This window comes from Bradyrhizobium sp. CFUWI (genome assembly GCF_056429085.1).
On sequence record NZ_JBWJZE010000015.1, the window covers coordinates 90456 to 116643 of the forward strand.

At 65.4% G+C, this 26188-nt stretch carries 27 protein-coding genes; 12 read left to right on the plus strand and 15 right to left on the minus strand.

The features are described from left to right. Positions 1 to 8: 8 nt before the first annotated feature. Both AC066S_RS28125 and AC066S_RS28130 read right to left on the minus strand, forming a co-directional pair. Complete coding sequence (locus AC066S_RS28125; RefSeq protein WP_478271145.1) at positions 9 to 782, minus strand: gamma-glutamyl-gamma-aminobutyrate hydrolase family protein; 774 nt, start codon at positions 780 to 782, stop codon at positions 9 to 11. A gap of 89 nt (positions 783 to 871) precedes the next feature. After that, a complete protein-coding gene (locus tag AC066S_RS28130; RefSeq protein ID WP_478271146.1) occupies positions 872 to 1570 on the minus strand; it encodes a hypothetical protein in 699 nt (232 codons plus the stop codon). A 134-nt stretch (positions 1571 to 1704) separates the two neighbouring features. On the opposite strand from AC066S_RS28130, the gene AC066S_RS28135 reads away from it, so the two are divergent. Next, positions 1705 to 2856, plus strand: coding sequence for an AI-2E family transporter (locus tag AC066S_RS28135; RefSeq protein ID WP_478271147.1), 1152 nt, complete (start codon positions 1705 to 1707; stop codon positions 2854 to 2856). Between the two features lie 16 nt (positions 2857 to 2872). Here AC066S_RS28135 and AC066S_RS28140 read toward each other — a convergent pair whose 3' ends face one another. The 6 genes from AC066S_RS28140 to AC066S_RS28165 all read right to left on the minus strand — a co-directional run bounded on the left by AC066S_RS28140 (position 2873) and on the right by AC066S_RS28165 (position 6552). After that, positions 2873 to 3169 carry an antibiotic biosynthesis monooxygenase family protein gene (locus tag AC066S_RS28140; protein ID WP_478271148.1) on the minus strand — a complete coding sequence of 99 codons (297 nt, stop codon included), beginning with the start codon at positions 3167 to 3169 and terminating at the stop codon, positions 2873 to 2875. A gap of 101 nt (positions 3170 to 3270) precedes the next feature. Beyond that, complete coding sequence (locus tag AC066S_RS28145) at positions 3271 to 3510, minus strand: hypothetical protein (protein ID WP_126258471.1); 240 nt, start codon at positions 3508 to 3510, stop codon at positions 3271 to 3273. A 60-nt stretch (positions 3511 to 3570) separates the two neighbouring features. Further along, the gene (locus AC066S_RS28150; RefSeq protein ID WP_478271149.1) at positions 3571 to 4791 is read right to left on the minus strand and encodes a GGDEF domain-containing protein; all 1221 of its coding nucleotides are present in this window, start codon (positions 4789 to 4791) and stop codon (positions 3571 to 3573) included. Positions 4792 to 5020: 229 nt separating this feature from the next. Continuing rightward, complete coding sequence (gene rpsI / locus AC066S_RS28155) at positions 5021 to 5500, minus strand: 30S ribosomal protein S9 (protein WP_478271150.1); 480 nt, start codon at positions 5498 to 5500, stop codon at positions 5021 to 5023. A gap of 1 nt (position 5501) precedes the next feature. Next, the gene (gene rplM / locus AC066S_RS28160; protein ID WP_011087726.1) at positions 5502 to 5966 is read right to left on the minus strand and encodes a 50S ribosomal protein L13; all 465 of its coding nucleotides are present in this window, start codon (positions 5964 to 5966) and stop codon (positions 5502 to 5504) included. 157 nt (positions 5967 to 6123) lie between these two features. Continuing rightward, positions 6124 to 6552 (minus strand): PaaI family thioesterase, encoded by a 429-nt coding sequence (locus AC066S_RS28165; RefSeq protein WP_126258473.1) that lies wholly within the window; start codon positions 6550 to 6552, stop codon positions 6124 to 6126. Between the two features lie 86 nt (positions 6553 to 6638). Here AC066S_RS28165 and AC066S_RS28170 point away from each other — a divergent pair, with 86 nt between their 5' ends. From AC066S_RS28170 to AC066S_RS28185, 4 genes are all read left to right on the plus strand, one after another. Next, on the plus strand, positions 6639 to 7463 hold the full coding sequence (locus AC066S_RS28170) for an enoyl-CoA hydratase (RefSeq protein ID WP_135169465.1): 825 nt from the start codon (positions 6639 to 6641) through the stop codon (positions 7461 to 7463). Positions 7464 to 7570: 107 nt separating this feature from the next. Beyond that, positions 7571 to 8155 (plus strand): CoA-binding protein, encoded by a 585-nt coding sequence (locus AC066S_RS28175; RefSeq protein ID WP_126258475.1) that lies wholly within the window; start codon positions 7571 to 7573, stop codon positions 8153 to 8155. A gap of 138 nt (positions 8156 to 8293) precedes the next feature. After that, on the plus strand, positions 8294 to 9574 hold the full coding sequence (locus AC066S_RS28180; protein ID WP_126258476.1) for an O-acetylhomoserine aminocarboxypropyltransferase: 1281 nt from the start codon (positions 8294 to 8296) through the stop codon (positions 9572 to 9574). Between the two features lie 173 nt (positions 9575 to 9747). Next, on the plus strand, positions 9748 to 10089 hold the full coding sequence (locus tag AC066S_RS28185) for a hypothetical protein (RefSeq protein ID WP_135165397.1): 342 nt from the start codon (positions 9748 to 9750) through the stop codon (positions 10087 to 10089). Between the two features lie 17 nt (positions 10090 to 10106). Here AC066S_RS28185 and AC066S_RS28190 read toward each other — a convergent pair whose 3' ends face one another. Continuing rightward, positions 10107 to 11183 carry a COX15/CtaA family protein gene (locus tag AC066S_RS28190; RefSeq protein ID WP_478271151.1) on the minus strand — a complete coding sequence of 359 codons (1077 nt, stop codon included), beginning with the start codon at positions 11181 to 11183 and terminating at the stop codon, positions 10107 to 10109. Between the two features lie 94 nt (positions 11184 to 11277). On the opposite strand from AC066S_RS28190, the gene AC066S_RS28195 reads away from it, so the two are divergent. Next, positions 11278 to 11499 carry a DUF2842 domain-containing protein gene (locus AC066S_RS28195; protein ID WP_126258479.1) on the plus strand — a complete coding sequence of 74 codons (222 nt, stop codon included), beginning with the start codon at positions 11278 to 11280 and terminating at the stop codon, positions 11497 to 11499. On the opposite strand, the gene AC066S_RS28200 is transcribed toward AC066S_RS28195, so the two are convergent. Continuing rightward, a complete protein-coding gene (locus AC066S_RS28200) occupies positions 11483 to 12529 on the minus strand; it encodes a polysaccharide deacetylase family protein (protein ID WP_478271152.1) in 1047 nt (348 codons plus the stop codon). The two genes, AC066S_RS28195 and AC066S_RS28200, sit on opposite strands and share 17 nt — an antisense overlap. Positions 12530 to 12700: 171 nt before the next feature. Here AC066S_RS28200 and AC066S_RS28205 point away from each other — a divergent pair, with 171 nt between their 5' ends. Further along, a complete protein-coding gene (locus AC066S_RS28205) occupies positions 12701 to 13882 on the plus strand; it encodes a GNAT family N-acetyltransferase (RefSeq protein WP_478271153.1) in 1182 nt (393 codons plus the stop codon). Between the two features lie 316 nt (positions 13883 to 14198). Here AC066S_RS28205 and AC066S_RS28210 read toward each other — a convergent pair whose 3' ends face one another. Next, entirely contained in the window at positions 14199 to 16490 is a 2292-nt protein-coding gene (locus AC066S_RS28210) for a GumC family protein (protein WP_478271154.1), read from the minus strand. Positions 16491 to 16693: 203 nt separating this feature from the next. Between AC066S_RS28210 and AC066S_RS28215 the strand changes: the two genes are divergently transcribed. The 3 genes from AC066S_RS28215 (at position 16694) to AC066S_RS28225 (ending at position 20897) form a co-directional block, all read left to right on the plus strand. Then, entirely contained in the window at positions 16694 to 17827 is a 1134-nt protein-coding gene (locus AC066S_RS28215) for a glycosyltransferase family 4 protein (RefSeq protein ID WP_126258482.1), read from the plus strand. A 118-nt stretch (positions 17828 to 17945) separates the two neighbouring features. Then, positions 17946 to 19493: an undecaprenyl-phosphate glucose phosphotransferase gene (locus tag AC066S_RS28220; protein WP_167767506.1), complete on the plus strand. Its 1548-nt coding sequence runs from the start codon at positions 17946 to 17948 to the stop codon at positions 19491 to 19493. 156 nt (positions 19494 to 19649) lie between these two features. Then, entirely contained in the window at positions 19650 to 20897 is a 1248-nt protein-coding gene (locus AC066S_RS28225; RefSeq protein ID WP_478271155.1) for an O-antigen ligase family protein, read from the plus strand. 100 nt (positions 20898 to 20997) lie between these two features. On the opposite strand, the gene AC066S_RS28230 is transcribed toward AC066S_RS28225, so the two are convergent. Next, positions 20998 to 21468: a MarR family winged helix-turn-helix transcriptional regulator gene (locus tag AC066S_RS28230; protein ID WP_135169456.1), complete on the minus strand. Its 471-nt coding sequence runs from the start codon at positions 21466 to 21468 to the stop codon at positions 20998 to 21000. A 331-nt stretch (positions 21469 to 21799) separates the two neighbouring features. On the opposite strand from AC066S_RS28230, the gene AC066S_RS28235 reads away from it, so the two are divergent. Further along, positions 21800 to 22240, plus strand: a complete 441-nt coding sequence (locus AC066S_RS28235; protein WP_478271156.1) for a hypothetical protein — start codon at positions 21800 to 21802, stop codon at positions 22238 to 22240. Positions 22241 to 22252: 12 nt separating this feature from the next. Here the strand turns inward: AC066S_RS28235 and AC066S_RS28240 are convergent, their stop codons facing one another. Genes AC066S_RS28240 through AC066S_RS28250 form a run of 3 tightly spaced genes read right to left on the minus strand, consistent with a single transcriptional unit; the run spans position 22253 to position 25048 of the window. Next, on the minus strand, positions 22253 to 23431 hold the full coding sequence (locus AC066S_RS28240) for a saccharopine dehydrogenase family protein (RefSeq protein ID WP_478271157.1): 1179 nt from the start codon (positions 23429 to 23431) through the stop codon (positions 22253 to 22255). Positions 23432 to 23440: 9 nt separating this feature from the next. Further along, positions 23441 to 24223: a DUF169 domain-containing protein gene (locus tag AC066S_RS28245; RefSeq protein ID WP_135169453.1), complete on the minus strand. Its 783-nt coding sequence runs from the start codon at positions 24221 to 24223 to the stop codon at positions 23441 to 23443. 57 nt (positions 24224 to 24280) lie between these two features. Next, entirely contained in the window at positions 24281 to 25048 is a 768-nt protein-coding gene (locus tag AC066S_RS28250; RefSeq protein WP_164718737.1) for a YdcF family protein, read from the minus strand. Positions 25049 to 25215: 167 nt separating this feature from the next. Here AC066S_RS28250 and AC066S_RS28255 point away from each other — a divergent pair, with 167 nt between their 5' ends. Continuing rightward, a complete protein-coding gene (locus AC066S_RS28255; RefSeq protein WP_478271158.1) occupies positions 25216 to 26157 on the plus strand; it encodes an acetamidase/formamidase family protein in 942 nt (313 codons plus the stop codon). The last annotated feature ends 31 nt before the right edge of the window (positions 26158 to 26188 follow it).

Consider the following 26188-nt stretch of genomic DNA (forward strand, 5'->3'; position numbering starts at 1 on the left):
AGGGCGAGTTACGCCACCGCCTTCTGCCGCGCCACCAGCGCTTCGCCAAACGCCTCGAACAGCTTGCGGTTGATCGGATTGTGCTGGGGATCGTATTCGGCGTGCCATTGCACGCCGAGCGCGAAGCTCGGGGCTTCCGCGATCCGGATCGCCTCGATGGTGCCGTCCTCGGCGACGCCCTCGATCAGCACGCGCTTGCCGGGATCGAGAATGCCCTGGCCGTGCAGCGAATTGACCCTGATCTTCTCGCAGCCGAGAATCCTTGCGAACGCCCCGCCCGGCGTCAGGTCGACGTCGTGGCGGTCGGCGAATATGACGGTCGGATCGGGATGGATTTCGCCGTTCTCGAGCCGTGGCATGCGATGGTTCATACGGCCGGGAATTTCGCGGATCTCCGGATGCAGCGAGCCGCCGAAGGCGACGTTCATCTCCTGCAGGCCGCGGCAGATGCCGAACAGCGGGATGCCGCGGGCAACACAGGCAACGGAAAGGGCCAGCGCCACCTCGTCGCGGTGGATGTCGTAGGGCTCGTGCTTCTCGCAGGGGTCGACGTTGAAACGGGTCGGGTGCACGTTGGCCCGTGCGCCGGTGAGGATGATGCCGTCCACGGTGTCGAGCAGTGCCGCAATATCGGTGATGTCAGGCGAGCCCGCGAACATCACCGGCAAGCCGCCGGAGACCTCGGCCACGGCGCGCAAATTGCGCTCGCCGACCATCTGGACCTGAAATCGATTTTCGACGCGATGGGCATTCCCGATCACGCCGACGACCGGCTTTCTCATCTGTCGTTCCGCGCCTCCCGTCAGAAGATTCTCCCAACATGCCCCTCGGATGGAACAAATTCAACAGAGGGGATCGCGGGACGGCAATGCTATTTTCGCGCAAATGCCGCCCGGGCCTCGCCCCCGGCGGGCAGACCGGCGGCCTTCAGCGCCGTTGCCGCGCCATCGCCGCGCGCGGTCAGCCAGGGCAGCTTCGCGTCGATGCCACGCGTCACGGGCTCCCCGAGCACCCCACCGAAATCAATCGGCCAAAACCCGTTGGGTACGACTTCGGCCGAAAGGCCGCGGATCGCATGGCCCTCGCCCAGAACCGCCTCCGCATGGTCGGCGGCGACGAGCCGGGCGGTCGTGGGATCGCTGGGATCGCCAAAGCTCAGGAGCACGGGAACGAGGTCTGCCTGCACCGGGACCACGCCGGTCTGCCGGTGCATATCGTTGAACGAGACGCGGTTGCCGCGTCCGGCGCCGTAGGCGCGGAGCGCGACATAGTTGATGTCGTCAAAGTCCAGCCTGGCGCCCTGCCAGTGCGCCAGCGAGGCCACCAGATTCTTGCCCTGACCGAGGTCGACGAACACCGCCTCCCCGCGCATCGTGGTGCGGCCGCCGCGGTTGTAATTGCGGTCGGGCACGACGGCCAGAATGCCGGACCCGGACTTGATCCCGTCGGGCGTCGTCACCTCGACTGTGAGGCGATATTTGTGGCCGGGCCGGTGGATGCGGATCTGGTCGCCGATCACGAGCACGGCCAGGAGTCCGAGCAGACCTGCCCATTTGCTGATGAAGCTCAAACCGCCCCCGTTGTTCTGTCCTCACCGCTCTGCACCGTCGGCTTGCCGGCGTCAAACCAGAGCGTTGACGTGGTCTTGATCGGAAGCGCGTTTATCGAGAGAGTGCGGCGCCCTTGGCCCCGAAAGGACCCGATGTGACCCTATCCAAAAATGAACGCTCCCTCACTCGCAGCGAACTGGCCCGGGATCAGGCCTGGGCGATCTCGGTCGGGGGCATCGGCATCGTGCTGTTCACCGCGCTGCTTGTCTTCACCTGGTATTTCGCGGCGACCTTGCTGCTGATCTTCACCGGCATGCTGCTCGGTCTCGGCCTCAACGCGCTGACGATCGCGCTCGGTCGCCGCGTGCCTCTGCCGCATGCGGTGCGGCTCGCGATCGTCTGCACCGCGCTTGGCTTGATGCTCGCCGGCATCGCCTATCTCGGCGGCGCCACCATCGCCGAGCAGGCTTCGCTGCTGAGCAAGACCCTCAAGTCGCAGCTCGCCAATGTCAGGTCGTTCCTCGACAACCACGGCATCGACACCAGCTTCTTCGATCTCGGCAACGGCGGAGCCGATTCCGCGGTCAGTCCGCCGGCGGAGACGAGCCCCCCACCGGCGACGCCCTCACGCAGCGCCTTGCCCGGCGCGGGCGCGCTAGCCTCCAGCGGCGGCGCGATCGTGAGCCAGACCTTCAAGGTGCTGCTCGGCACCATCCACGGCGTCGGCAACATCTTCATCGTGCTGTTCCTGGGCTTCGCCTTCGCCGCCCAGCCGGCCGTCTATCACGACGGCCTCCTGTTCCTGGCGCCGGCCAGGCACCGCACCCGCGTCACCCTCATCATCGACCGCATAGCCGAGACCCTCGAGCGCTGGCTGATCGCGCAGATCATCGTCATGCTCGCGGTCGGTATGGTGACCTTTATCGGCCTCGCCCTCATCGGCATTCCCGGCTCGTTCATCCTGGGAATTCAGGCCGGCCTGCTCGCCTTCATCCCGACCGTCGGGGCCATCATCGCCGGCGTCATCGTGGTGCTGGCGAGCCTTGCCTCGGGCTGGATCCCGGCCCTGTCGGCCTTTCTGCTCTTCATGGGCGTGCACGCCATGGAGAGCTACGTGCTGACGCCGGTCCTGCAACGGCAGGCGCTGGACATCCCGCCGGCCACGCTGTTCGCGTTCCAGATCCTGCTCGGCGTCGTGTTCGGAATCTGGGGCCTGGCCCTGGCGCTGCCGCTGGTCGCCATCGCCAAGGTCATGATCGACCATTTCAAGACTTATGAGGCGGCGCCGCTGATGGAGGCGGCGTGAGGCGGCCCGCCTCGGCTCAGGTCGTCAGCACGGTCTCGGTGTGTTCGACCTCGGGGGGCGACGCGAAATACTGGCCGACGAGGCCGCGCCATTCGGTGAAATGCTCCGAGCCGCGGAAATCGACGGTGTGGTTCTCAAGCGTCGCCCACTTCACCATCAGCCGGTAGCGTTGCGGCTTCTCGATCGACTTGTGCAATTCGAGGCCGTGAAAGCCCTTGGAGCGGCCGAAAGCGGCCTTGGCCTTGGCGACGGCGGCCTCGAAGTCCTTCTCGCTGCCCGGCTTGACGTCGATTTGCGCGATCTCGGTGATCATCGGTTTCCACCCTTCTTGTTCGATGGGCGTGTCTAGCGCAGCCGGCGAAAAAGAAAAAGGCGCCGAAACGGCGCCCTGGTCGGCCCAAATATGCAGATCGCTCAGACCAGCAGCAGGACCGTGCCCGCCACGATGAGGACGCAACCGGCGAACAGCGCGAGCGGCCAGGTGCTGCGGCGGCTTTGCGTGTAGCGGCCCTGCGCGCGGCGCTCGGTGATCAGCGCGCTCTCGTATTCATCCGCGGTCGAGAACAGGCAGGCGAAACCACTGCGTGCCGAGGCCGCAGCGGCTTCGAGCGACATCAGGGCGGCTTGCGGGTTCTGTCGACGGATCGATTCCATGACCGCAATGGTAGGGATCGAATGGTAAACAGAGCATTACCGCAAACGCCGCCTCGCGTCTCAGGCGGTGGCCGGCCGCGCCTGCGGCGCACCGACCCGCGCGGCGCTCTGGCGGCGCCAGTTCTCCAGCGACAACGGCAGCTCCTCCGCCGCCTCGACGCGGTTACGGCCGCCGCGCTTGGCCTGGTAGAGCGCGGTGTCGGCGGACGCCAGCAGCACTTCGAGCTCGGTGCCGGCAGGCCCGCCGGCGACGCCGATGCTGACGGTGGTATCGACCGGACCCTCATCGACCACAACGCCGGAGGTCTCGAACGCCTCGCGCACGCGCTCGGCGACCAGCACGCCCTCCTCCAGCGAGCACGGCAAGAGCGCTGCGAATTCCTCGCCGCCGATGCGGCCCGACAGGTCGGAGATGCGTAAATTACTGACGACGACGGTCGAGAACAGCTTCAGCATCTCGTCGCCGGCGGGATGGCCGAAGCGGTCGTTGATCGACTTGAAGTGGTCGATGTCGAAGATCATCACGGTCACGGGGCGCCCGGCCTTGGCCTCGCGCTCGATGACGCGGCCGCAGGCCTCGGAGAAGCCGCGGCGGTTGAGCATGCCGGTCAGGGGATCGGTGGAAGCCGCGGTCCGGTGCGCGGTCACCGTGCGCTCGGACACCAGCATGAAGATCACGAAGACGGTGCCGACGGCATAGAGGATGAGCTCGACCGCGAATACGGTGACCCAGATGCTGCCGGAGAAGCCGGCATCGTTCGGGCGGAGGATGCTGCCGATCAGGATCGGCAGCATCAACACGCAGCCGTGCATCACCGGCATCACGAAGGCCGGCCAGCGTCGTTGCAGGCTCTTGCGCCGTTCGGTCCAGAGCTCGCTGGCGGTCAGCGCCGCATAGACCGAGACGATGCCGGCACCGACGATCATGCGCAGCATGGATGCCGCGGGATCCAGCAATGTCACGGCGGCGATCCAGGCGAGCGCGCCGAGCACGAGACCCGGCCAGTTCGGCTTGCGGCCATGGAAGACGCGCGCCGCGTTCCACACCATGCCGCAGGCAACGAAGCCGACGGCATTTAACGCCAGATAGAGATGCGGACCGAGTCTGTCGCCGGCCGCGGTCCATAGCGCGACGGACGCGGCACCGAGCAGATAGGCGGTGCCCCACCATTTCAGTGCAGGGCTGTTTTCCTGCCTGCCGAAAAACACCATCATCGCGCCGAGCAATGCGGCAACCATGGTGGCGACCAAATAGAGCGTGATGCTATCGAGCGACATCATGTCGGCCCCCTTTAGATCATAGCAGTTACGCGATCGGCACATCCGATTTGCGCGCCCTTCCGAAGGCGACGCTAAGTCTGGCGAGTTCCATTCAGGTTTTCGCGGGAGGCCAAGTTTTCCCGAAACACGCCCTCAATTTGCATACAAACGAGCAGCAAAAAGGGCGCTGAAATCAGCGCCCTTTTGCATCTCATTGAAGCCGCTTTCGCGGCGAATGCGACCGAAGCGATTAACGCTTCGAGAACTGGAAGGAGCGGCGGGCCTTGGCCTTGCCGTACTTCTTGCGCTCGACCACGCGCGAGTCGCGGGTCAGGAAGCCGCCCTTCTTGAGCACGCCGCGCAGCTCCGGCTCGAAATAGGTCAGCGCCTTGGAGATGCCGTGACGGACCGCGCCGGCCTGGCCGGACAGGCCGCCGCCGGCAACGGTGCAGATCACGTCGTACTGGCCCGAACGCTGGGCCACGGAGAACGGCTGCTCGATCATCATGCGCAGCACGGGACGGGCGAAATAGACCTCGACCTCGCGCGAATTGACGGTGACCTTGCCGGCGCCCGGCTTGATCCAAACGCGGGCGACCGCGTCCTTGCGCTTGCCGGTGGCATAGGCGCGGTTGAACTTGTCGACCTTCTTCTCGTGCTTGGGCGCGTCGGGCGCGACCGCCGTCTTGAGCTGCGAGAGCTGGTCGAGCGATTGGATGGATTCGGCCATGTTATGCGGCCCTCGTGTTCTTGCGGTTCAACTTGGCGATGTCGATCTTCTCGGGCTGCTGCGCCTCGTGCGGATGATCGGCCCCGCCATAGACACGCAGGTTGCCCATCTGCACGCGACCGAGCGGGCCACGCGGAATCATGCGCTCGACGGCCTTCTCGAGCACGCGCTCGGGATGCTTGCCCTCGAGGATCTGGCGCGCGGTGCGCTCCTTGACGTGGCCGACATAGCCGGTGTGCTTGTAATAGGTCTTCTGCTCGCGCTTGCGACCGGTGAGGACCGCATGCTGCGCATTGATGATGATGACGTTGTCGCCGCAATCGACGTGCGGGGTGTAGGTCGGGAGGTGCTTGCCGCGCAGGCGCATGGCGACGATGGTGGCGAGACGGCCGACGACCAGACCCTTGGCGTCGATCAGCACCCACTTCTTCGTCACCTCAGCCGGCTTTGCCGAAAAGGTTTTCATGTCAGAGTTTCCGTGGACGGGGAGCATCGGCGCGAACACCGCACCGGACTGCGCGGGTTCTAGTGAAGAGACGCGCCACGGTCAATGCCCAGCGACGTAAATTATATATGTAATATCAATTGCTTATAAATATGGTGCTATATTACCTGCAAAAAGCTCAAACATTTGGAATGGAATAGGTCGAGGTGACATGGGCGATCGGATCGGGCGAAGTGCCGGACAACAGCTTCACCTCCCCGACCGCCAACCGCTTGCCGAGCTTGAGCAGCCGCGCCTCGGCCAGCACGTCCTGGCCGGGCAGGCCCTTGCGCAGGAAGTTGATGTTGAGATTGGTGGTCACGGCGAGCCCGACCGGCCCGATCGCGGACAGGAGCACCACATACATGGCGAAATCGGCCAGCGCCATCAGCGTCGGGCCGGACACGGTCCCGCCCGGCCGCAGCATCCTTTCGCTGTAACGCTGCCGCAGGAGGCAAGTCTGGCCGTCCGCGCTTTCGATCGTGATGTCGTCGCCGCTAAAGGCCTGGGGAAACTCGTGACGGAGGAACTGCTCGACCTCTGCCACGCTCAATTTCGCTAACGCCATGCCGTTCCCCGCCCTCGCTTCGCTTGCCCTGTTACATTAAGTTATCTGTGTCATCCAATTGCAATCATTTAGCGGAAATCGCGTCAATGTCCGTCACGGCCGCCCGCGCCCCCTCCCCGCAACCGCCGATCCTGCTGCGCGAGACCGCAGGTCCCATCGCGATCCTGACGCTGAACCGCCCCGCCGCGCGCAACAGCCTGTCGGCCGCGATGATCGCGAGCCTGCATGCGGAGCTCGACGATATCCGCGACGACAAGGCTGTCCGCGGCGTCGTGATCGCCGCCAACGGCCCGGCCTTCTCGGCCGGTCACGACATGAAGGAGCTCACCGCGCGCCGCACCGATCCCGATCGCGGCCGCGCCTTCTTCGCCGAGATGATGAATGCCTGCAGCGCCATGATGCAGGCCATCGTGCATCTGCCGAAGCCCGTGGTCGCGTCCGTCCAAGGCATCGCGACCGCGGCCGGCTGCCAGCTGGTTGCCAGCTGCGATCTTGCGATCGCATCGGAGGACGCGAAGTTCGCCACGCCCGGCGTCGACATCGGCCTGTTCTGCTCGACGCCGATGGTGGCGCTGTCGCGCAACGTCCCGCGCAAGCAGGCCATGGAGATGCTGCTGACGGGAGAGCCTGTCACGGCCGAGCGGGCCCGCGAGATCGGCCTCATCAACCGCGTGGTGCCCGCCGGCACCGAACTCGGTGCCGCGATCGAGCTCGCGCAGCAGGTCGCGCTGAAATCCGCCTATACCGTCAAGCTCGGCAAGGAGGCGTTCTACCGCCAGGCCGAGATGAGCCTTGCGGACGCCTATCGCTATGCGGCAGAGGTGATGACCGAGAACATGATGGCGCGCGACGCCGAGGAAGGCATCGGCGCCTTCATCGAGAAGCGCAAGCCGACATGGCGGGATGAATAGAATTCGTCATTGCGAGCGAAGCGAAGCAATCCAGAATCCCTCCGCAGTGACAGACTGGATTGCTTCGTCGCTTCGCTCCTCGCAATGACAGCAGCAAAGAAGATCCAATGAACCACGACGCCTATCCCGACAATTACATCCGCGGCATCCTCAACAGCGTGAAGTCGATCGCGATGGTCGGCGCCTCGCCGGTCAACGTGCGGCCGAGCTATTTCGCGTTCAAATACCTGGCGCAGCGCGGCTACGACATGATCCCGGTCAATCCGGGCCATGTCGGCAAGGAGCTGCTCGGAAAACCCTTTGTCGCCTCACTATCGGACATCGGGCGTCCGATCGACATGATCGACATCTTTCGCAACTCCAGCCACATCATGCCCGTGGTCGAAGAGGCGCTCACGCTGGATCCGCTGCCGAAGGTGATCTGGATGCAGCTCGGCGCACGTGACGAAGCCGCGGCGGCGAAGGCGGAATCGGTCGGTATCAAGGTGGTGATGAACCGCTGCCCCAAGATCGAATATGGCCGCCTGTCGTCCGAGATCTCCTGGATGGGCGTGAATTCGCGCACGCTGAGCTCCAAGCGCGCGCCGGCACCAACGCAGGGCATGCGGCTCTCCCTCAATCGGATGAGTGTCGGCGGCGGCGAGACCGCGGCATCCGATCGGGCCGCCAAAAACAAGAACGAGCAAAGCTGACGCAATCGCGAAGGATTCGTTTCGCGAACGCGGCAATGCCTAGCAAGATCACTCCGAACTGACGTGGCGCCTTGACGGCGAGCGCGGCGCCCATCAGCATGCCGCGCGATTTCAGGCCACAAGAACAGGACGCCCTCAATGAGCGATCGCCTTCCGGGATTTTCAACCCTCGCCGTGCATGCCGGTGCACAGCCCGACCCCACCACCGGTGCGCGCGCGACTCCGATTTATCAAACCACCTCGTTCGTGTTCAACGACGCCGACCACGCCGCCTCGCTGTTCGGCCTGCAGGCATTCGGCAACATCTATACCCGCATCGGCAATCCCACCAATGCGGTGCTGGAAGAGCGCGTCGCGGCGCTCGAAGGCGGCACGGCCGCGCTGGCGGTGGCCTCGGGCCATGCCGCGCAGGTCGTGGTGCTGCAGCAATTGCTGCAGCCCGGCGACGAGTTCATCGCCGCGAGAAAGCTCTACGGCGGCTCGATCAACCAGTTCACGCACGCCTTCAAGAGCTTCGGCTGGAACGTGGTGTGGGCCGATCCCGACGACATCGCGAGCTTCGAGCGCGCGGTGACGCCGCGCACGAAAGCCATCTTCATCGAATCCATCGCCAACCCCGCCGGCAGCATCACCGATATCGAGGCGATCTCGACGGTGGCGCGCAAGGCTGGCGTGCCGCTGATCGTCGACAACACGCTGGCCTCGCCCTATCTGATCCGCCCGATCGACCACGGCGCCGACATCGTCGTGCACTCGCTGACGAAATTTCTGGGCGGTCACGGCAATTCGCTCGGCGGCATCATCGTCGATGCCGGCACCTTCGACTGGTCCACCGGCGGCAAATATCCGATGCTGTCGGAGCCGCGGCCCGAATATCACGGCATCCGCCTCCAGGAGACCTTCGGCAATTTCGCTTTCGCGATCGCCTGCCGCGTGCTCGGCCTGCGCGATCTCGGACCGGCATTGTCGCCGTTCAATGCCTTCATGATCCTCACGGGAATCGAGACGCTGCCGCTGCGGATGCAGAAGCACTGCGACAACGCCAAGGCGGTTGCCGAATTCCTCGCCGGACATCCGGCGGTGGCCTCGGTCAATTATGCGGGCCTGCCGAGCGACAAGTACAACCGGCTGGCCCGCAAATACGCGCCGAAGGGCGCGGGCGCCGTGTTCACCTTCAGCCTGAAGGGCGGCTATGACGCCGGCGTCAACCTGGTGTCGAAGCTGCAGCTGTTCTCGCATCTCGCCAATGTCGGCGACACCCGCTCGCTGGTGATCCACCCGGCTTCGACCACGCACAGCCAGCTCGACGACGCTTCCAAGATCAAGTCCGGCGCCGGCCCCGACGTGGTGCGGCTCTCGATCGGCATCGAGGACAAGGAAGACCTGATCGCAGATCTGGAACAGGCGCTGGGGGCGTAGTCGCTGTCGTTCCGGGGCGCGCGAAGCGCGAACCCGGAACCTCCACATAGCATCACCATCTCGAGATTCCGGGCTCGGAATGACGGTCGCTTTGGCGACCGTCAGTTAACAGTCATTAACCATATCTGCCCCATACATCGTCCTTGGATCGCCCCTTTGATTCGGAGCCGACGATGCTGCGCTGGATGGTGCCTGCCCTGACAGTGATGCTGACGGTCTCGGCTGCCGTTGCTGCCGACTTGCCGGCCACGCCGAAGCGGCGGGCCGTCGCGCCGCAGGAGCCGCCGCAGGTCTATGTCGAGACCGATCCGGATGCACTGATCTCGCCGGCCTATGGCGTCGGCAGCTACATCCGCAATCTGCCCGGCACACCGCTCCTGCCCGGCTCTCACACGCTGCCCGGCTATTACGGCCGTCCTTGGGACTACGACTATCAGGGCGCCTATTACGGCGGGAAGCAGGTCGATTATTTCTGGCGCCTGCCCTATGCGTGCGGTGTTTACGGCTATTGCTGATCAGTCGGCCGATGTGATCAGCCGGCCTGACCGACCGGAACCGCGCGCGGCTGCGCGTGCGTCTGCTGGCGCGAAGCGAGCCGCTCCACCTGCATCACCGCAAGCGTCAGCACCGCGATCGCGACCGCCTGGTGCGACAGCGCAAGGTCGATCGGCACCTGGTTGAGCAGCGTGAGGATGCCGAGCACCGCCTGCACGCTCACCGCGGCGAGCAGCCACAGCGCCCCCGCCGCGCCTGCGCGCGCGCGCACCGCGTCGATTGCGTGCAGCAACGCCAGCACGAACAGCGCATAGGCGGTCATGCGGTGCTCGAACTGCACCGTCAGGACGTTGTCGAACATGTTGCGCCACCACGGCGTCTCGAACCACAGCCGCTCGGCCGAGGGAATGAACGCGCCGTCGATCTGCGGCCAGGTGTTGTAGGCGCGGCCGGCGCGCAGGCCCGCGACCAGCGCACCGAAATAGATCTGCACCAACGTCACGACCAGCAGCAGCGCGCTCATGAACCGCAGCCGCGCCGGCGCTGCGATCTGCGGCCGCTGCTCGAGCCGCCGCACCGTCCAGACGATGCCGGCGAAGATCAGCAGCGCGAGCAGCAGGTGCGTCGCCAGCCGATATTGCGACACCTCGACCCGTTCGGTCAGTCCCGAGGCGACCATCCACCAGCCCACCGCACCCTGGAGCCCGCCGAGCGCGAACAGCAGCCACAGCCGGCGCTTCAGCTCACCGGACAGACCGCCACGCCACAGGAAGAACAGGAACGGCAACAGATAGGCGACGCCGATGAAGCGGCCGAGCAAGCGGTGGCTCCACTCCCACCAGAAGATCTCCTTGAACTCGGACAGGCTCATGCCTGCATTGAGCTCGCGATATTGCGGGATCTTCTTGTAGGCCTCGAACGCCTCGGTCCACTGCGCCTCCGACAGCGGCGGCACGCTGCCGGTGACCGGCTTCCACTCGACGATCGAAAGGCCGGATTCCGTCAGCCGCGTCGCGCCACCCACCAGCACCATCAACGCGATCAGCGCGGCGACGGAGATCAGCCACCAGCGCACGGCGCGATGCGGGTTTGTTGGAACGGAATTCGTCGTCATTCAGGGGCAAAACCAGGGCTTGAACCGGACTGCGTGCCCCTTATAGTCCCCCGCTCCCGCAGCGCAAGTTACGCGACAACAGCAAGCTCCCGTCATGACGATCCGCACCCGCAAGTTCCTCGGCGCCATCCTGCTGCTGGTGCTGGCAACGGTCTGGGCCCTGCTCGGCATGGCCGCAGCGCAGATGCCGTGGATTGCCGAGTCCGGCTGGCGGCAGGCGATCTACTACGTGGTGGTCGGGATGGGCTGGGTGCTGCCGGCGATGCCGATCGTGAGCTGGATGCAGCGTCCCGACCGCGTCAAGTCTGGCCGGTAGTGCTGCCGGTCGGTTTCACCGGCGCAAAGGCAGCGCCCGACACCAGGACGCGCAACATGCGCAGCGAGCGCACGCGGCCGTCCCAGGAGATCCGCGGCAGCGCGCGCAAATTGGTCCGTCCCTCCGCATCCACGATGCCCGGGATGGTCGACACCGCGCTGGCAAAGCCGGCCTCTTCAGCCATGATGACATGACTGCGCCGGAACGAGGCGCGATCGCCGAACGGAAAGGCGAAATGCCCGACCTCGCGGCGGAAGGCGGCTTCCGCAACGGCCTTGCCCATCGTCATCTCCCGCAGCGCCGCACTGTCCTTCATGTTGGCGAGAACAGGATAGTTCACGGTCGCGCTGCCGATCGTGACGAGCGGATCGGCAGCGAGCTTCGCCAGATCCTCCCAATCCATCGAAGCCTCGCGCGAGAGTGCGGCAAGGTCGATCCGGTAGCGCGTGCAGAGATCGGCGACCGCCGCCGCCAGATCCGCCGGTGACAGCGAGCGCAACCAACTCTCGAGATGCGCAAACAGCGCCTGCTTCCCGGCCCGATCGGTGACGACGAAGCGCTGCTCTTTCTCGCCCATCATCAGGTTGATGCGGCTCTCGCGCGCGATCACCTGTTCGAGCCCGAGCCACCAGGCCTGTCCGACGCCGTCAGGAAACGCGGTGGGCACGTAGATCGTGAAGGGCACCGCGTGATGTGCCAGCACGGGGTAGGCGAAATCGATGAGATCCTTGGACGCGCCATCGAAGGTGAGCGCCACGAAGCGCCGCGGCTCCGGCAACGTCACGGCGCGCCGGCAGACCTCGTCCATGCCGAGAAAATCGTACTCCCAGCGCTTCAGCGCGCGAATGGCGCGATCGAGGAATTGCGGCGTGATCTCGTGCGCGCGCAGCGGCTGAAACCCGCCGCGCCGCGGGCGTACCCGTTCAAGGCGCAGGATGGCGCCGGCACCGCGGCTGCCCAGCGCGGCCCGGCCGGTGAACCAGGCCAGTTCGAGGCGCAGCCGTTCCAGCCATCTGTCGTCGGAGGCCAATATCCCCACCTTTTAGCCTCACCCTTGAGCCTCACCCTTGAGCCTCACCGTTGGCGCCCTCAAGGCGCCCGTTCCCGCTCCCATTGTCCTTACCCTTTGTTGACCTTTCTTTGCAAAGGTCGGCCACAGGCCGATTGGCGTCTATTTCTGATTTCTCGACAGGTTTCGCGAATGACCATGGCTGCGGCGATGCAAAGCCGGACGGCAGAAGCGCCAGCGCGGTCGAAAGCGAGCCGTATCGCGCAGGTCGACATCGTCACCGATCTCGACGCCGCCGAGGCGGTCTGGCGCAGCTTCGAGGAGCCCGGCCACCTCTACACGCCCTATCAGCGGTTCGATCTGCTGAGCCCCTGGCAGCGGCTGGTCGGCGCGCGCGAGGGCGCGCGCCCCTTCGTCGTGATCGCCCGCGACGCCGATCGCAATCCGCTGCTGCTGCTGCCGCTCTCGCTGCGCCAAGGCCACGGCGTGCGCACGGCCTGCTTCATGGGCGGCAAGCATACGACCTTCAACATGGGCCTGTGGGACGCCGCCTGCGCCGCGCAGACCAATGCCGCCGATCTCGAGGCGCTGCTGGCGCCGCTCCGCCAGCACCTCGACGTGCTCGCGCTGACGCAGCAGCCGCTGCGCTGGCACGACCAGCCGAACCCGTTTGCGCTGCTGCCGCGACAGAGCGCCATCAACGGTTGTCCGCAGCTGGTGATGGAGCCGGGCGGGCCGCCGGCATCGCGGATCAGCAATTCGCTTCGCCGCCGTCTCAAGAGCAAGGAAAAGAAGCTCCAGGCTCTCGCCGGCTATCGCTACCACCTGGCCACCACCGACGCCGACATTGCCCGCCTGCTCGACTGGTTCTTTCGCGTCAAGCCGGTGCGGATGGCGGAGCAGAAGCTCCCGAACGTCTTCGCCGAGCCCGGCGTCGAACAGTTCGTCCGCAGCGCCTGCCTTGCGCCGCGCGGCGAAGGCCGCGTCATCGACATCCATGCGCTCGAATGCGACGACGAGGTGATCGCGATCTTCGCCGGCGTCGCCGACGGCGAGCGCTTCTCGATGATGTTCAACACCTACACGATGTCCGAGCACGCCCGCTACAGCCCCGGCCTGATCCTGATGCGCTACATCATCGACCGCTACGGCGAGCGCGGCTACCGTTCGCTCGACCTCGGCATCGGCTCGGACGATTACAAGCGGATGTTCTGCAAGGACGACGAAGAGATCTTCGACAGTTTCGTCCCGCTGACCTCGCGCGGAACCCTCGCCGCAATGGCGATGTCATCGCTGAGCCGCGGCAAGCGGCTGGTGAAGCAGAACCAGATGCTGTTCGACCTCGCCCGCCGGCTGCGGCAGGCGTTCGGGTAGACTCCAACCTTTCGTGAGGTGCTGTTCCTTCTCCCCTTGTGGGAGAAGGTGGCGCGAAGCGCCGGATGAGGGGTTCTCTCGACTCGCTAGACCTCTGATGAGGGTAGAAACCCCTCACCCGTCTTCGCTTCGCGAAGCCACCCTCTCCCACAAGGGGAGAGGGTTAGGGGCAAAGCGACTTGTCCGCCGTAGCTCGAAGAGCGAAGGCGGAAGCGTGCCCACGTCTTCTGTCACTATATTGGATAGGTGTGGGCACGGCGCGAGCGCGCCTTTGCCCACCCTACGATTCCGAGCGCGGAGAGAGAGAGCTAAAAGCCTACGCCGCCACCACGCGCGGCGCTTCCGTCGCATTCGACGGCTGCACCGGCTTGTTCAGCATCGTCACAGCGCTGAAGCCGACGGCCCGGAGCTGCTCGCACATCAGCGCGCGCGCATCCGGCGTCATCGCGGCATCGGGCACCACGACGGCGCGGGCATGCGCCGTCAGCAGCTCGGCCGGAAGATCCGAAGCGCTGCCGGCATCGATCAACACGTGATCATAGGCGCGCAGCAGCGCGTCGATGGCGAGCGTCACCCGCGGCGATTGCAGCAGGCTGCGGTCGAAGCCGGGACGGCCGGCCATGACCAGATGCAGCCGCGACAGCTTGTCCCGGGTGATAACTTGCGCGAACGACGCCTCGCCCTGCATCAGCTCGGCAAGGCCCGGCGCCGAAGCATCGACGGACACCGCGGCGATCGTCGGCGAGGACGCGGCGAGATCGACCACCACGACACGCGCCTCGCGCGCCAGATGCCGTGCCAGCGTCAGCGTCGACAGCGTGATGGCTTCGCCTGAGGCGGTGCCGAGCACGGTGACCTTCTTCGCGGCAGCGCCGGCGCCGCGCAAATCCTCGGCCAAACGTTCGATCTCGATGAATTCGGTGACATCCGCATCGGTCGTCAGCTCCTGTTGGAGCGGCGCGCGCTCCACCGGAGCGGGCTCGATGCCGGGATCCGAGGCTGGCGCGACGGCCGGTTGGACCGTCGGCTCCCGCCGCGCCGGCGCCTGTGCCGGGAAAATCGCCGCCACCGCGCGGGGCGCGGTCTGGCGCAACAGCTCGCCGGTGACGACGACGCCGGACGACAGCAGCAGCGTCGCGAGCGTCGCGATCAGCACGATCGGCAGCTTCTTCGGATAGGCCGGCGTGTTCGAGACGATGGCGCGCGAGATGATGCGGCCGTCGGTCGGCGCGGTGTCGATGGTCTCGCGGGTGTTGGCCTCGCGGTACTTGGCGAGATAGGTCTCGAGCAGATCGCGCTGCGCCTTGGCCTCGCGCTCGAGCGCGCGGAGCTGGACGTCCTGGCCGTTGGTCGAGGCCGCCTGCTTCTTGAGCTGCTCCAGGCTCACGGTCAGGCCGTCGACCCGACCGCCGGCGATCCGCGCGTCATTCTCCAGCGAGCGCGAGATCTTGCTGGCCTCGTCGCGGATCTGGGTGTCGAGATCGCCCAACTGGGCTTTCAATTCCTTGATGCGCGGATGGTTGCCGAGCAACGTCGAGGATTGCTCGGCAAGCTGGGCACGCAGCGTCACGCGTTGCTCCGACAGCCGCCGCACCAGCTCGGAGTTCAGCACCTCCGCCGCCTCGATCGGCTTGCCGCTCTGGAGCATTTCCTTGATCAGCCGCGCCTTGGATTCCGCATCCGCCTTCATCGAGCGCGCATTGTTGAGCTGGGTGTTGACCTCGCCCATCTGCTGGTTCGACAGCGTGGTGTTGTTGGTGCCGATGAACAGGCTCGACTTGGAACGGAAGTCCTCGACCCTGGCCTCGGCCTCGGAGACCTTCTTGCGCAAGCTCTCGATCTCCCCGGCGAGCCACTGGCTGGCGTTCTTGGCCTGGTCCTGGCGGACCGCCTGCTGCAGCACGAGATAGCCGTCGGCGATCGAATTGGCGACGCGCGCCGCAAGCTCGGAATCGGCGGATTGGAATTCGACCACGATCACGCGCGACTTGTCGACGGCGTAGGCCTGCAGGCGCTCGTAATAGGCATCGAGCACGCGCTCTTCCGGCGTCATCGAGAACGGATCGCGGCCGAGCCCGATCATCGCGGCCAGCGACTTCAGCGGCGAGACGCCTTGCAGCACGGGATCGAATTCGGGACGTTCGGCGAGCTTGTTCTTCCTGATGATCTCGCGCGCGAGATCGCGCGACAGCACGAGCTGCACCTGGCTGGTGACGGCCTCGGCGTCGAGCGCCTGGCGCTCCTCGGCGCGGTCGCTGTTCGGGCGCAGGAATACGTTTTCGCGGCCATCGATCAGGATGCGCGATTCGGACTTGTAGCGCGGCGTGACGAGATTGACGGCGGCAATTGACGCGACCAGCGCCAGCACCGTCGGCACGACGATCCAGCCGCGCTTGCGCGCCAATGCCGCTCCGAGCGCGTGCAGGTCGATATCGCCGGCTTCAACTTGCGCCTGCTTCGTGACGATCGGCGCAGGCGTTGCTTCAATCCTGGGCTCGACCTTGACTTCAGCCTTGTCAGCTTTGGGCGCGACTTCGGCCTTCGGCTTTGACACGGCACGCGCAATTACCGCCTTGTCCTTGCCGGCACGCCAGAACGCTAAACGCATCGAACACTCCCGCAGGGCAACGCCACCAAGCTACCGCAACCGGCGCGATTACACTCCATTAAGGTTGCCGCTGGGTTAATCGCAGCGGCGGCGATAGCCGCAACGCGCGCTCGTCACCGTTTGTTAACCACGAGGGCCCTTAATCCATCTCGATATTTCCAAGGAATAGTTCGGCATTCGCCGTCGAGCGCTGGTTTTGATACATGCCTCCCTCTCCTGACCGGCCGCTTCGTATCCTGCACGCCGTGCGCGCTCCGGTCGGCGGCATCTTCCGCCATATCCTCGATGTCGCCAACGGCCAGGTCGACCGCGGCCATCATGTCGGCATTCTCGCCGACAGCCTCACCGGCGGCCAACGTGCCGACAAGGCACTTGCCGAGCTCGCCCCGCGGCTGAAGCTCGGCGTGCACCGGCTAGCGATCCGCCGCGAGCCCTCGCCGGACGACGTCCTGGTGTGGCTACGCATGCGGCGCCTGATCGCCACGCTGAAGCCCGACGTCATGCACGGCCACGGCGCCAAGGCCGGCGCCTTCATCCGGATGCGACGACGCTCCGACGACACCATCCGCATCTACACGCCGCATGGCGGCTCGCTGCATTATCCGCTCAACACCTTCAAGGGCGAGTTCTACGCGCGGCTGGAGCGCGCGCTGATGGATTCGACCGACCTGTTCCTGTTCGAGAGCGCGTTCGCCCGCGACACCTATCAACGCATCGTCGGCACCCCCAAGGGCGTGGTGCGTTGCGTCTTCAACGGCGTCACGCCCGAGGAGTTCGAGCCTGTCGTGACCGCCGACGATGCCACCGACCTCTGCTATGTCGGCGAGTTCAGGCACATCAAGGGTGCGGATCTCCTGATCGATGCCGTGGCGCGCCTGCACGAGGGCGGCAGGAAGGTCACCTTGACGCTCGGCGGCGACGGCGAGGAAATGGCGGCGCTGAAGGCGCAGGTGGAGACGCTCGGCCTCACCGATGCGATCCGCTTCATCGGCCACGTCAAGGCGCGCTACGGCTTCTCCAAGGGGCGGCTGCTGGTCGTCCCCTCGCGCGGCGATTCCATGCCCTATGTCGTGATCGAAGCCGGCGCTGCCGGCATCCCGATGATCGGGTCCAGAATCGGCGGCATCCCCGAAATCTTCGGCGCCGACAGCCCCGCTCTGTTCGCGCCGAGCAATCCCGAGGCCATGGCGGAAGCGATCGCCGCAGCGCTGAACGATCCGCAGACCACCGCACAGCGCGCCGCCACCTTGCGGGAACGCATCTCCGCGCATTTCTCGCAAGCCGCGATGGTCGACGGCGTGCTCGCCGGCTATCGCGACGCATTTACCGATCACTAACCATTCTTACGACCCGCTTTAGAGAATCTTCCGATTTGTTCGATAGTCCAAGGTCCAGGGGATGCTCGCCCGGGCGCTCAACGCCGTGCCGCGGGCTTTGGAATGGACGTGGACGCCCGTGGAACCGCTCAACGCACGCTCGATGCTCGACGCCGCGACCAGCGCTGCGGCGAAGCCCGCTGACCAGTCTTTCGTCGAGCGCCGCCGCCGGCTCTCGCCGGCAGCGCTCGAAGTCGTCAACCAGAAGGTCTCCCGCGCCTATTCGCCGATCGTGATCGCCGGCTTCGTGCGCCTCGCCGACTTCGCGCTGCTGAGCCTCGTCGGCATCGCGCTCTATATCGGCTACGTGATGCCGCTCTCCGGCTTCAGCTGGGTCTACCCGGCGGAGGTCGTCGCCGTCGCGGTCGCCGCCGTGGTCTGCTTCCAGGCCGCCGACCTCTATCAGGTCCAGCTGTTCCGCGGACAGCTGCGGCAGATGACGCGGATGATCTCGTCCTGGTCGTTCGTCTTCCTGCTGTTCATCGGCATCTCCTTCTTCGCCAAATACGGCAGCGAAATCTCCCGGCTATGGCTGGCCGCCTTCTACGTCCTCGGGCTCGCCGCCCTGATCGCCGAGCGACTGGTGCTGCGCTCGCTGGTGCGCGGCTGGGCGCGCCAGGGCCGGCTCGACCGCCGCACCATCATCGTCGGCTCCGACAGCAACGGCGAGCAGCTGGTCGAAGCGCTGAAGGCGCAGGAGGATTCCGACATCCACGTGCTCGGCGTGTTCGACGACCGCAACGACAGTCGCGCGCTCGACACCTGCGCCGGGGCGCACAAGCTCGGCAAGGTCGACGACATCCTCGAGTTCGCCCGCCGCACCCGCGTCGATCTCGTGCTGTTCGCGCTGCCGATCTCGGCGGAGACGCGCATCCTGGAGATGCTGAAGAAGCTCTGGGTGCTGCCCGTCGACATCCGCCTCTCCGCGCACACCAACAAGCTGCGCTTCCGGCCGCGCTCCTATTCCTATCTCGGCGAGGTGCCGACTCTCGACGTGTTCGAGGCGCCGATCACGGATTGGGATCTGGTGATGAAATGGCTGTTCGACCGCGTCGTCGGCAGCCTTGCCCTGCTCGCGGCCCTGCCGGTGATGGGCCTCGTCGCGCTCGCGGTGAAGCTCGACAGTCCGGGACCGGTGCTGTTCCGCCAGAAGCGCTTCGGCTTCAACAACGAGCGCATCGACGTCTACAAGTTCCGCTCGATGTACCACCACCAGGCCGACCCGACCGCCTCCAAGGTCGTCACCAAGAACGATCCGCGCGTCACCCGCGTCGGCCGCTTCATCCGCAAGACCAGCCTCGACGAGCTGCCGCAGCTCTTCAACGTGGTCTTCGCCGGCAATCTCTCCCTGGTCGGCCCGCGCCCCCACGCGGTGCAGGGCAAGCTGCAGAGCCGGCTGTTCGACGAGGCCGTCGACGGCTATTTCGCCCGGCACCGCGTCAAGCCGGGCATCACCGGCTGGGCCCAGATCAACGGCTGGCGCGGCGAGATCGACAACGAAGAGAAGATTCAGAAGCGCGTCGAGTTCGACCTCTATTACATCGAGAACTGGTCGGTGCTGTTCGACCTCTACATCCTCCTGAAGACGCCGATCTCGCTCCTAACCAAGAACGAGAACGCGTATTGAGTTTCCGTCATGCCCCGGCTTGACCGGGGCATCCAGTACGCCGCAGCTCCGGCCGTTCTTCTGCAACGCGCGCCGCGGAGTACTGGATCGCCCGGTCAAGCCGGGCGATCCAGCGGAAGTTGTGGCGTACGAGTTGCGTAAGCGTATGAGCAAGTGATGGCGTATGCGGCGACAGCCGATGGAGTGAAACTGGCCGCGCCCGGCGTGCTGGCGCTGCAGCGCGCGCTGGTGTGGCTGGTCGGCGCCTCCGGCGCGGTCGTCTTCATCGAACCGAGCCCCTACGAGATCGTGACGCTGCTCGCCGCCGTCACGTTCTTCGCCACCGGCCTTCGCTTGCGGCTCGCGCTGATGCCGCTGATCGCACTGCTGGTCCTGCTCAATCTCGGCTACACCATCAGCGCGATCCCGCTGTTCGAGCAATCCGAGGTGGTGAGCTGGATCGCGACCTCCTGGTACATGGCGGTGACCGTCGTGTTCTTCGCCATGGTGATGTCCGAGGACACCGCGGCCCGGCTCGACATGCTCCGCCGCGGGCTCGTGGTCGGCGCGATGGTGGCTTCGATCCTGGCGGTCGCCGGCTACTTCCACCTGGTGCCCGGCGGCAACGACCTCCTCACGCTCTACGGACGCGCGCGCGGCACGTTCAAGGACCCGAACGTGCTCGGCGCCTTCCTGATCCTGCCGGCGCTGTTTGCGCTGCAGAGCGTGGTATCGGACAAGCTGGCCAAGGCATTCCGCAACGTCATCGCCTTCGCCATCATGTCGCTGGCGATCCTGCTCGCCTTCTCGCGCGCCGCCTGGGGCGGGCTGGTGCTGACCTCGGCCTTCATGCTGGCGCTGATGGTGCTGACCGGACGCACCAACGCGCAGCGCTCGCGCATCGTCGTCATGGCGGTCGTGGCCGCCGTGCTGGGGCTGGCGCTGATCGCGGTGCTGCTGTCGTTCGAGTCCACCGCGGAGATGTTCAAGCAGCGCGCAAGCTTCGGCCAGAGCTATGACGAAGGCCGCTTCGGCCGGTTCGGCCGTCACATCCTCGGTGCGGAGATGGCGCTCGGCCTGCCGTTCGGCATCGGTCCCCTGCAATTCCACCGCTTCTTCCCCGAGGACACCCACAACTCCTATCTCAACGCCTTCATGTCCGGCGGCTGGCTGTCCGGCGTGTGCTATCCCGCGCTGGTCTTCACCACCGTGATCATGGGCTTCCGCCACATCTTCGTCCCGGTGCCCTGGCAGCGCGCCTATCTCGCGATCTTCTCCGCCTTCGTCGGCACCGTCGGCGAAAGCTTCGTGATCGATACCGACCACTGGCGGCACTTCTGGATGATGCTGGGCGCGATGTGGGGCATGATCGCGGCCGCACAGATCTACAGGATCAGGGCCGACGACGAAGCGCCTTCAGCTTGAGATAGGAACGCTCTCTCGAGGCTGACAGCTTCTGGAGCGTCGCGGTTCGGCGCCGCATTGTCGTCCAGGATATTCAAATGGACGTTGCGCAAAGGTCTGGTCAGGCATCTGCACTCACTTCCTGTTCGAGCTTCTTGCGCAGCGCCTTGATGAGGCGGCCGGCGGTCTTGATCTCTTCTATCGGGAGACCTTGTACCAGCGAGTTGATCTTGGGGGCATACAGGCGGATGGCAGCGTCGTAGGTCTTCAGTCCCTTGTCGGTCAGGACCACGAGATGGGCGCGGCGATGATGTGGATTGAGTTCAAAGGTGACGAGCCCTTCATGGGCCAGGTCATTGACGATACGCTGAACATTCTGGCGGTTAGCGCCGAGGTCGCGGGCGAGCCAGGCGACCGGCTGCGCACGGTCCGCGCCAACGATCGCCCCCAGAATCTGCCAGCGGGCGCTGGTCAGTCCGAGTGGGGCTACCAAGCGATCGCCCCACGTCAAGGTCAGGTTATTGACCCTGAATAGGTCGAGAATGAGATCGGTCATGGCGTCACCCGCCGGAGATCGCTTGATAGCGCGCATATTGACTCCATAAATCCCTATTGACACCATCATGTCAATTAGGCTATCGCTGGCGCCGACTTCGACACCATGATGTCATATTGGACCAGACGCGAGAGTTTGTCATGCCCGTGATGCGCCATGCGATCCAGCCGACCCCACCGAATGCCGTTCTGAGGCCGCCGCTTCTCGGAGGCGCGGGCCCGATTTCCGCGCCGCATGAAGCGGTAGCCGCGGACATCTTGCGTCATGAAACGCGCCCCGCAGAGGGCCGGGTCACGTTCGCGGCGGTCGCATCGCGCCCACCGGGGTCGCCTCGGGGCTCGAACGATAACCAGAAGGGAAACAGGCCGTGATCAAGATGATTCATCCCGTTGCAGGCGGGACCGCGCTTCTCACGATCTCGGCTTTCTGGCTCTCTACTGCGTTCAGCGAGCTCTTCGCGTCCCAATCCGTCATCACTGCCGTCAAGACTGCCATACCGTGGGGCTTTCTCGTGCTGATCCCTGCGCTTGCGGCGACGGCCGGATCAGGCCTTGCGCTGTCACAGGGACGGCGGGCCGGCCTGATCGGCGCGAAGATCAAGCGAATGCCGCTGATCGCGGCCAACGGCCTTCTCGTGCTTGTCCCGGTCGCTTTCTTTCTCGCACACAAGGCGAAGGCCGCCGAGCTCGATGCAGTCTTCTATGCGGTCCAGGCTCTTGAGCTTGTCGCCGGAGCTGCGAACATCACCCTGCTCCTGCTCAACGCGCGAGACGGCTTGAGAATGAAAGCCCGGTCCTGCAACAGGTGAGAAAGCGAAGGCTTACGTCTCCACCCCGAACGTCAACCCGGCGTGATCGACCAGCCGCTTGATCAGCTTGTGCTGCATCGCTGCGCCCGGCGTCCAGATCCCGTCCGGAACATCCTTCGCATCACGCAGCAGGCAGATCGCGCATTCGGAGATCATCTTGGAGGTCGAGCCGTAGCCGGGATCGCGGTCGCCGGTGACGCCGGCGCGGACCTGGCGTCCGTCCGGTGCGATCGCGACGTAGAGCAGATCGAACAAGCCGTTCTCGCGCTCCTCCTTCGACGGCCCTTCGCCCGGCTTCGGCGCGTTAGGACCGGTTTTCTCGGCGTTGGCCGCCATCACGCGCTTTGCGTTGGCCTCGCCCTTCTCTCCAGGACCGGTCAGGACCATCTCGTCGTAGACGAAATCCTTGCCGTAGGGAAAGCCCATCAGCATGTTGGAACGATGGACGTTGCGGGTGTTGATCAGCGCCATCATGAACGGGGCGGCCCAGGATTGCAGATCCTCCTCGTAAGCCGCCCTATTGCCTTTGGGCTGCTTCGGGCCGGTGAACCCCGGCGTCAGCGCAAAATGGTCGTTGAGAATGGCGACGAGGCTGAGGTCCTTGGCGACCGCATCGAAAGTTGCTTTGGCACTCGCCGCGGTGCCGCCTGACAGCGTGCCGCGCATGTCGCGCACCCGGCCCTTCACGCGCGCGGCCGGCGCGCCGAACACGCGCCTGGCTTCTTCCTGCACGAAGAACGTGCCGAGCTCGAACGGCACGGAGTCGTAGCCGCAGGAAAACACGATGCGCGCGCCGCTCGCCTTGGCCGATGTCTCGTACTTGTCGATCATCTGCCGCATCCAGACCGGCTCGCCGCAGAGATCGAAATAATCCGCGCCCGCAGCGACGCAGGCAGCGAGCAGATCCTCGCCATAGAACTGGTACGGCCCGACCGTCGTGATGACCGACTTCGTCTGCGCCACCATCGCCTTCAGCGACGCGGCGTCCGACGCATCCGCCACGATCAGCGGCGTGTCGGCGGGCGCACCGATGGCCTCGCGCACCGATTTCAGCTTGTCCAGGCTGCGGCCGGCCATCGCCCATGTCAGCGACTTGTCGTCCTTGTATTGCGCCGCCAGATATTCGGCGACGAGCTGGCCGGTGAAACCGGTCGCGCCGTAGACGACGATGTCGAATTTCGCAGAGCTCATGCTCGTCCCTTACTTTTTCGCGTAACTCACGCCCATGCCGGCACGGACGTCGCTTTGGATGCCATAGGGCGGGATCGGATAGCGCAGACCATTTTTGGCCAGCGCCTTCATGCCCTCGATCGCCTTGGCGAGATGCGCGGGCTTCAAGGCCATCAGCATCTCCTCGTCCGGCACGCCGCCATAGCGCCGTTCGGCATAGCATGGCAAGGACAGGCTGGGCTCCCCGGTCTTGAGCGCCCGCCCCCAGGAATCGGCGCAAGCGGTCTCACCGACCACGCCCCATTCGAACTTCTTGTAGCCGGTATATTGCAGGCCGTTGATCAGGATGATCATCTGCCCGGGCGTCGCATAGACGAGGCAGATGTCGGGCGGATCGAGCCGGCCGCTCGCGAGCGGACTGACGGCGAGCGCCTGATATTGGCCGAACGGAACCACGTCCAGCGCCTCCTGGCGCTTGCGCGCATCCTCCGCCGTGCCGTGCCAGACCCCGACATAGTTTTCGCCGGCGAGCCATTTGTCGTCCTGCGGGCTAAGCCCGATCACCGCGCGGCACTGGCTACCTACAAGATCGTCGGCGGTGATGCCGACGGTCCAGCCCAGCCGCGCCGCCATGCTGACGATCTGGTCGGTGGTGTGGATCGCATTCGGCCGCCGGATTTTCGGGATCGCCTCCATCTCCGCCGCTTGCGCGAACAGCTTCATGCCGATCACATTGGTCTTCAGCCGCAGCAGGCTGTTGAGATCGGCGACGATGCCGGCAAGATCGATGCTGTCTGCACTGTGCTGTTGCATGGCTTCCTCCGGCCGCAGCGATCGTGCGCCGCGTATTCTTGTTTTGCGGTTCTCGTTCTAGTCCTTCGCAGGTCCCGGAAGCAACTCGTCGGTCCTGCCCATCAGGCGGTACGCCACGAGGCCGATCCACTCGCGGACGGCCACTTCGGTCCGTCGCAGCCCGTCCGCGGCCATGTTGGTGAAGGAGAACAGATCGTCACGTCCGCCCATCCGCCAGTCGACCGGATAGGCCTCGACCTCAAATCCGGCCTTGCGGAAGATTCCGATCGAGCGCGGCATGTGGAAGGCCGACGTCACCAGAAGCCAGCGCTCGCCCGGCTTTGGCGACACCAATTTCTTGGTGAAGATCGCATTCTCCCAGGTGTTACGGGAGTCACGTTCGAGGATCAGGCGCTGCTTCGGTATGCCGAGTTTCTCCAGGATCGGCGCGGAGTAGTCGGCCTCCTTCGCCTCGGTCGAGAGCAGGTTCGCTGAGCCTCCGGTGAAGACGATACGCGCGTTCGGATAGCGCTGCGCGAGCTCGGCCGGCGCGAACAGACGATCGGCGGCGTGCGCGACGACCGGCGTGCGATGCGCCGCCGACAGGTCGGTGTCGACCGAGCCGCCGAGCACGATGATGCCGTCGGGCGCCCCGCGCGAGGCATCCCACACCGGAAAGCGCGATTCCAGCGGATAGATCAGGAGATTGCCGAGCGGCGAGAACGCCGCCAGCGCCAGCAGCACGAGCGTGGTCGCGGCCAGCCTGCGGCCGAGCGCGGCAAAGCGCGTCGCCATCAGCACCAGCGAGACGATGCCGAGCTCGACCAGAAGGTTGATCGGCAGCAGCGCGGTGCCGATTGTCTTGGACAGAACGAAGAACAGGGGCGCCTCGCGGGAATGAGCTTGCTGGTCTGCGCGGGGCTTGACCTGCCCGGCGATCTTCAGAAAGCTTCTTGAAAGAGGATCGATCGCCGGGTCAAGCCCGGCCTGATGAAAGCGACCGGACGCGGCAAATGACCCATCACCACCTGCATTCCAGCCCCAAGACCTGCCATTGGGGCTTTTTCGAAGCCGCGCTGAAGCCCGTCCTCACCGTCGCGAGCGGCGATGAGGTGACGGTCGACACCATCAGCGGCGGACCGGACATGCTGCCTGACCGCGACAAGTTTCACATTCCCCCCGAAATGTTCGAGGTTCATGCCAGCAACGAGCGCATGCTGCCCGGCCACATTCTCACCGGTCCGATCGCGGTCGAGGGCGCCGAGCCCGGCGACGTGCTCGCGGTCGAGATCCTCGACGTTCAGCTTCGGCAGGATTGGGGCTGGAACATGATCAAGCCGCTGGCCGGCACCCTGCCCGACGATTTCCACGAGACCCGTATCCTGAACATCCCGCTCGACCGTACCAGGATGACCGGCCGCATGCCGTGGGGCCTCGACCTGCCGCTCAAGCCGTTCTTCGGCGTGATGGGCGTATCGCCGCCGCCGGCCTGGGGACGGATCTCCTCGCTGATCCCGCGCGCCACGGGCGGCAATCTCGACAACAAGGAGCTCGGCGCCGGCGCGACGCTCTATCTGCCGGTGTTCGTGCCGGGCGCGATGTTCTCCTGCGGCGACGGCCACGGCGTGCAGGGCGACGGCGAGGTCTGCGTCACCGCGATCGAGACCGCGCTGCAGGGCCGCTTCCGCCTGACGCTGCGCAAGGATCTCAGGTTCGACTATCCCCGCGCCGAGACGGCGACCCACTACATGACCATGGCGATGGACCCCGACCTCGACCAATGCGTGGTGCGCGCGCTGCGCGACATGATCGCGCTGCTCGGCGAGACGCGAAACCTGTCGCGCGAGGATGCCTACACACTGTGCAGCCTGGCCGCCGATCTCAGGGTGACCCAGACCGTCAACGGGTCGAAAGGCATCCATTGCATGATCGAAAAGGCCATCGTGCACGGCTGAGCTCGGCCGCTCCTCCCGACCTGCTGACGCC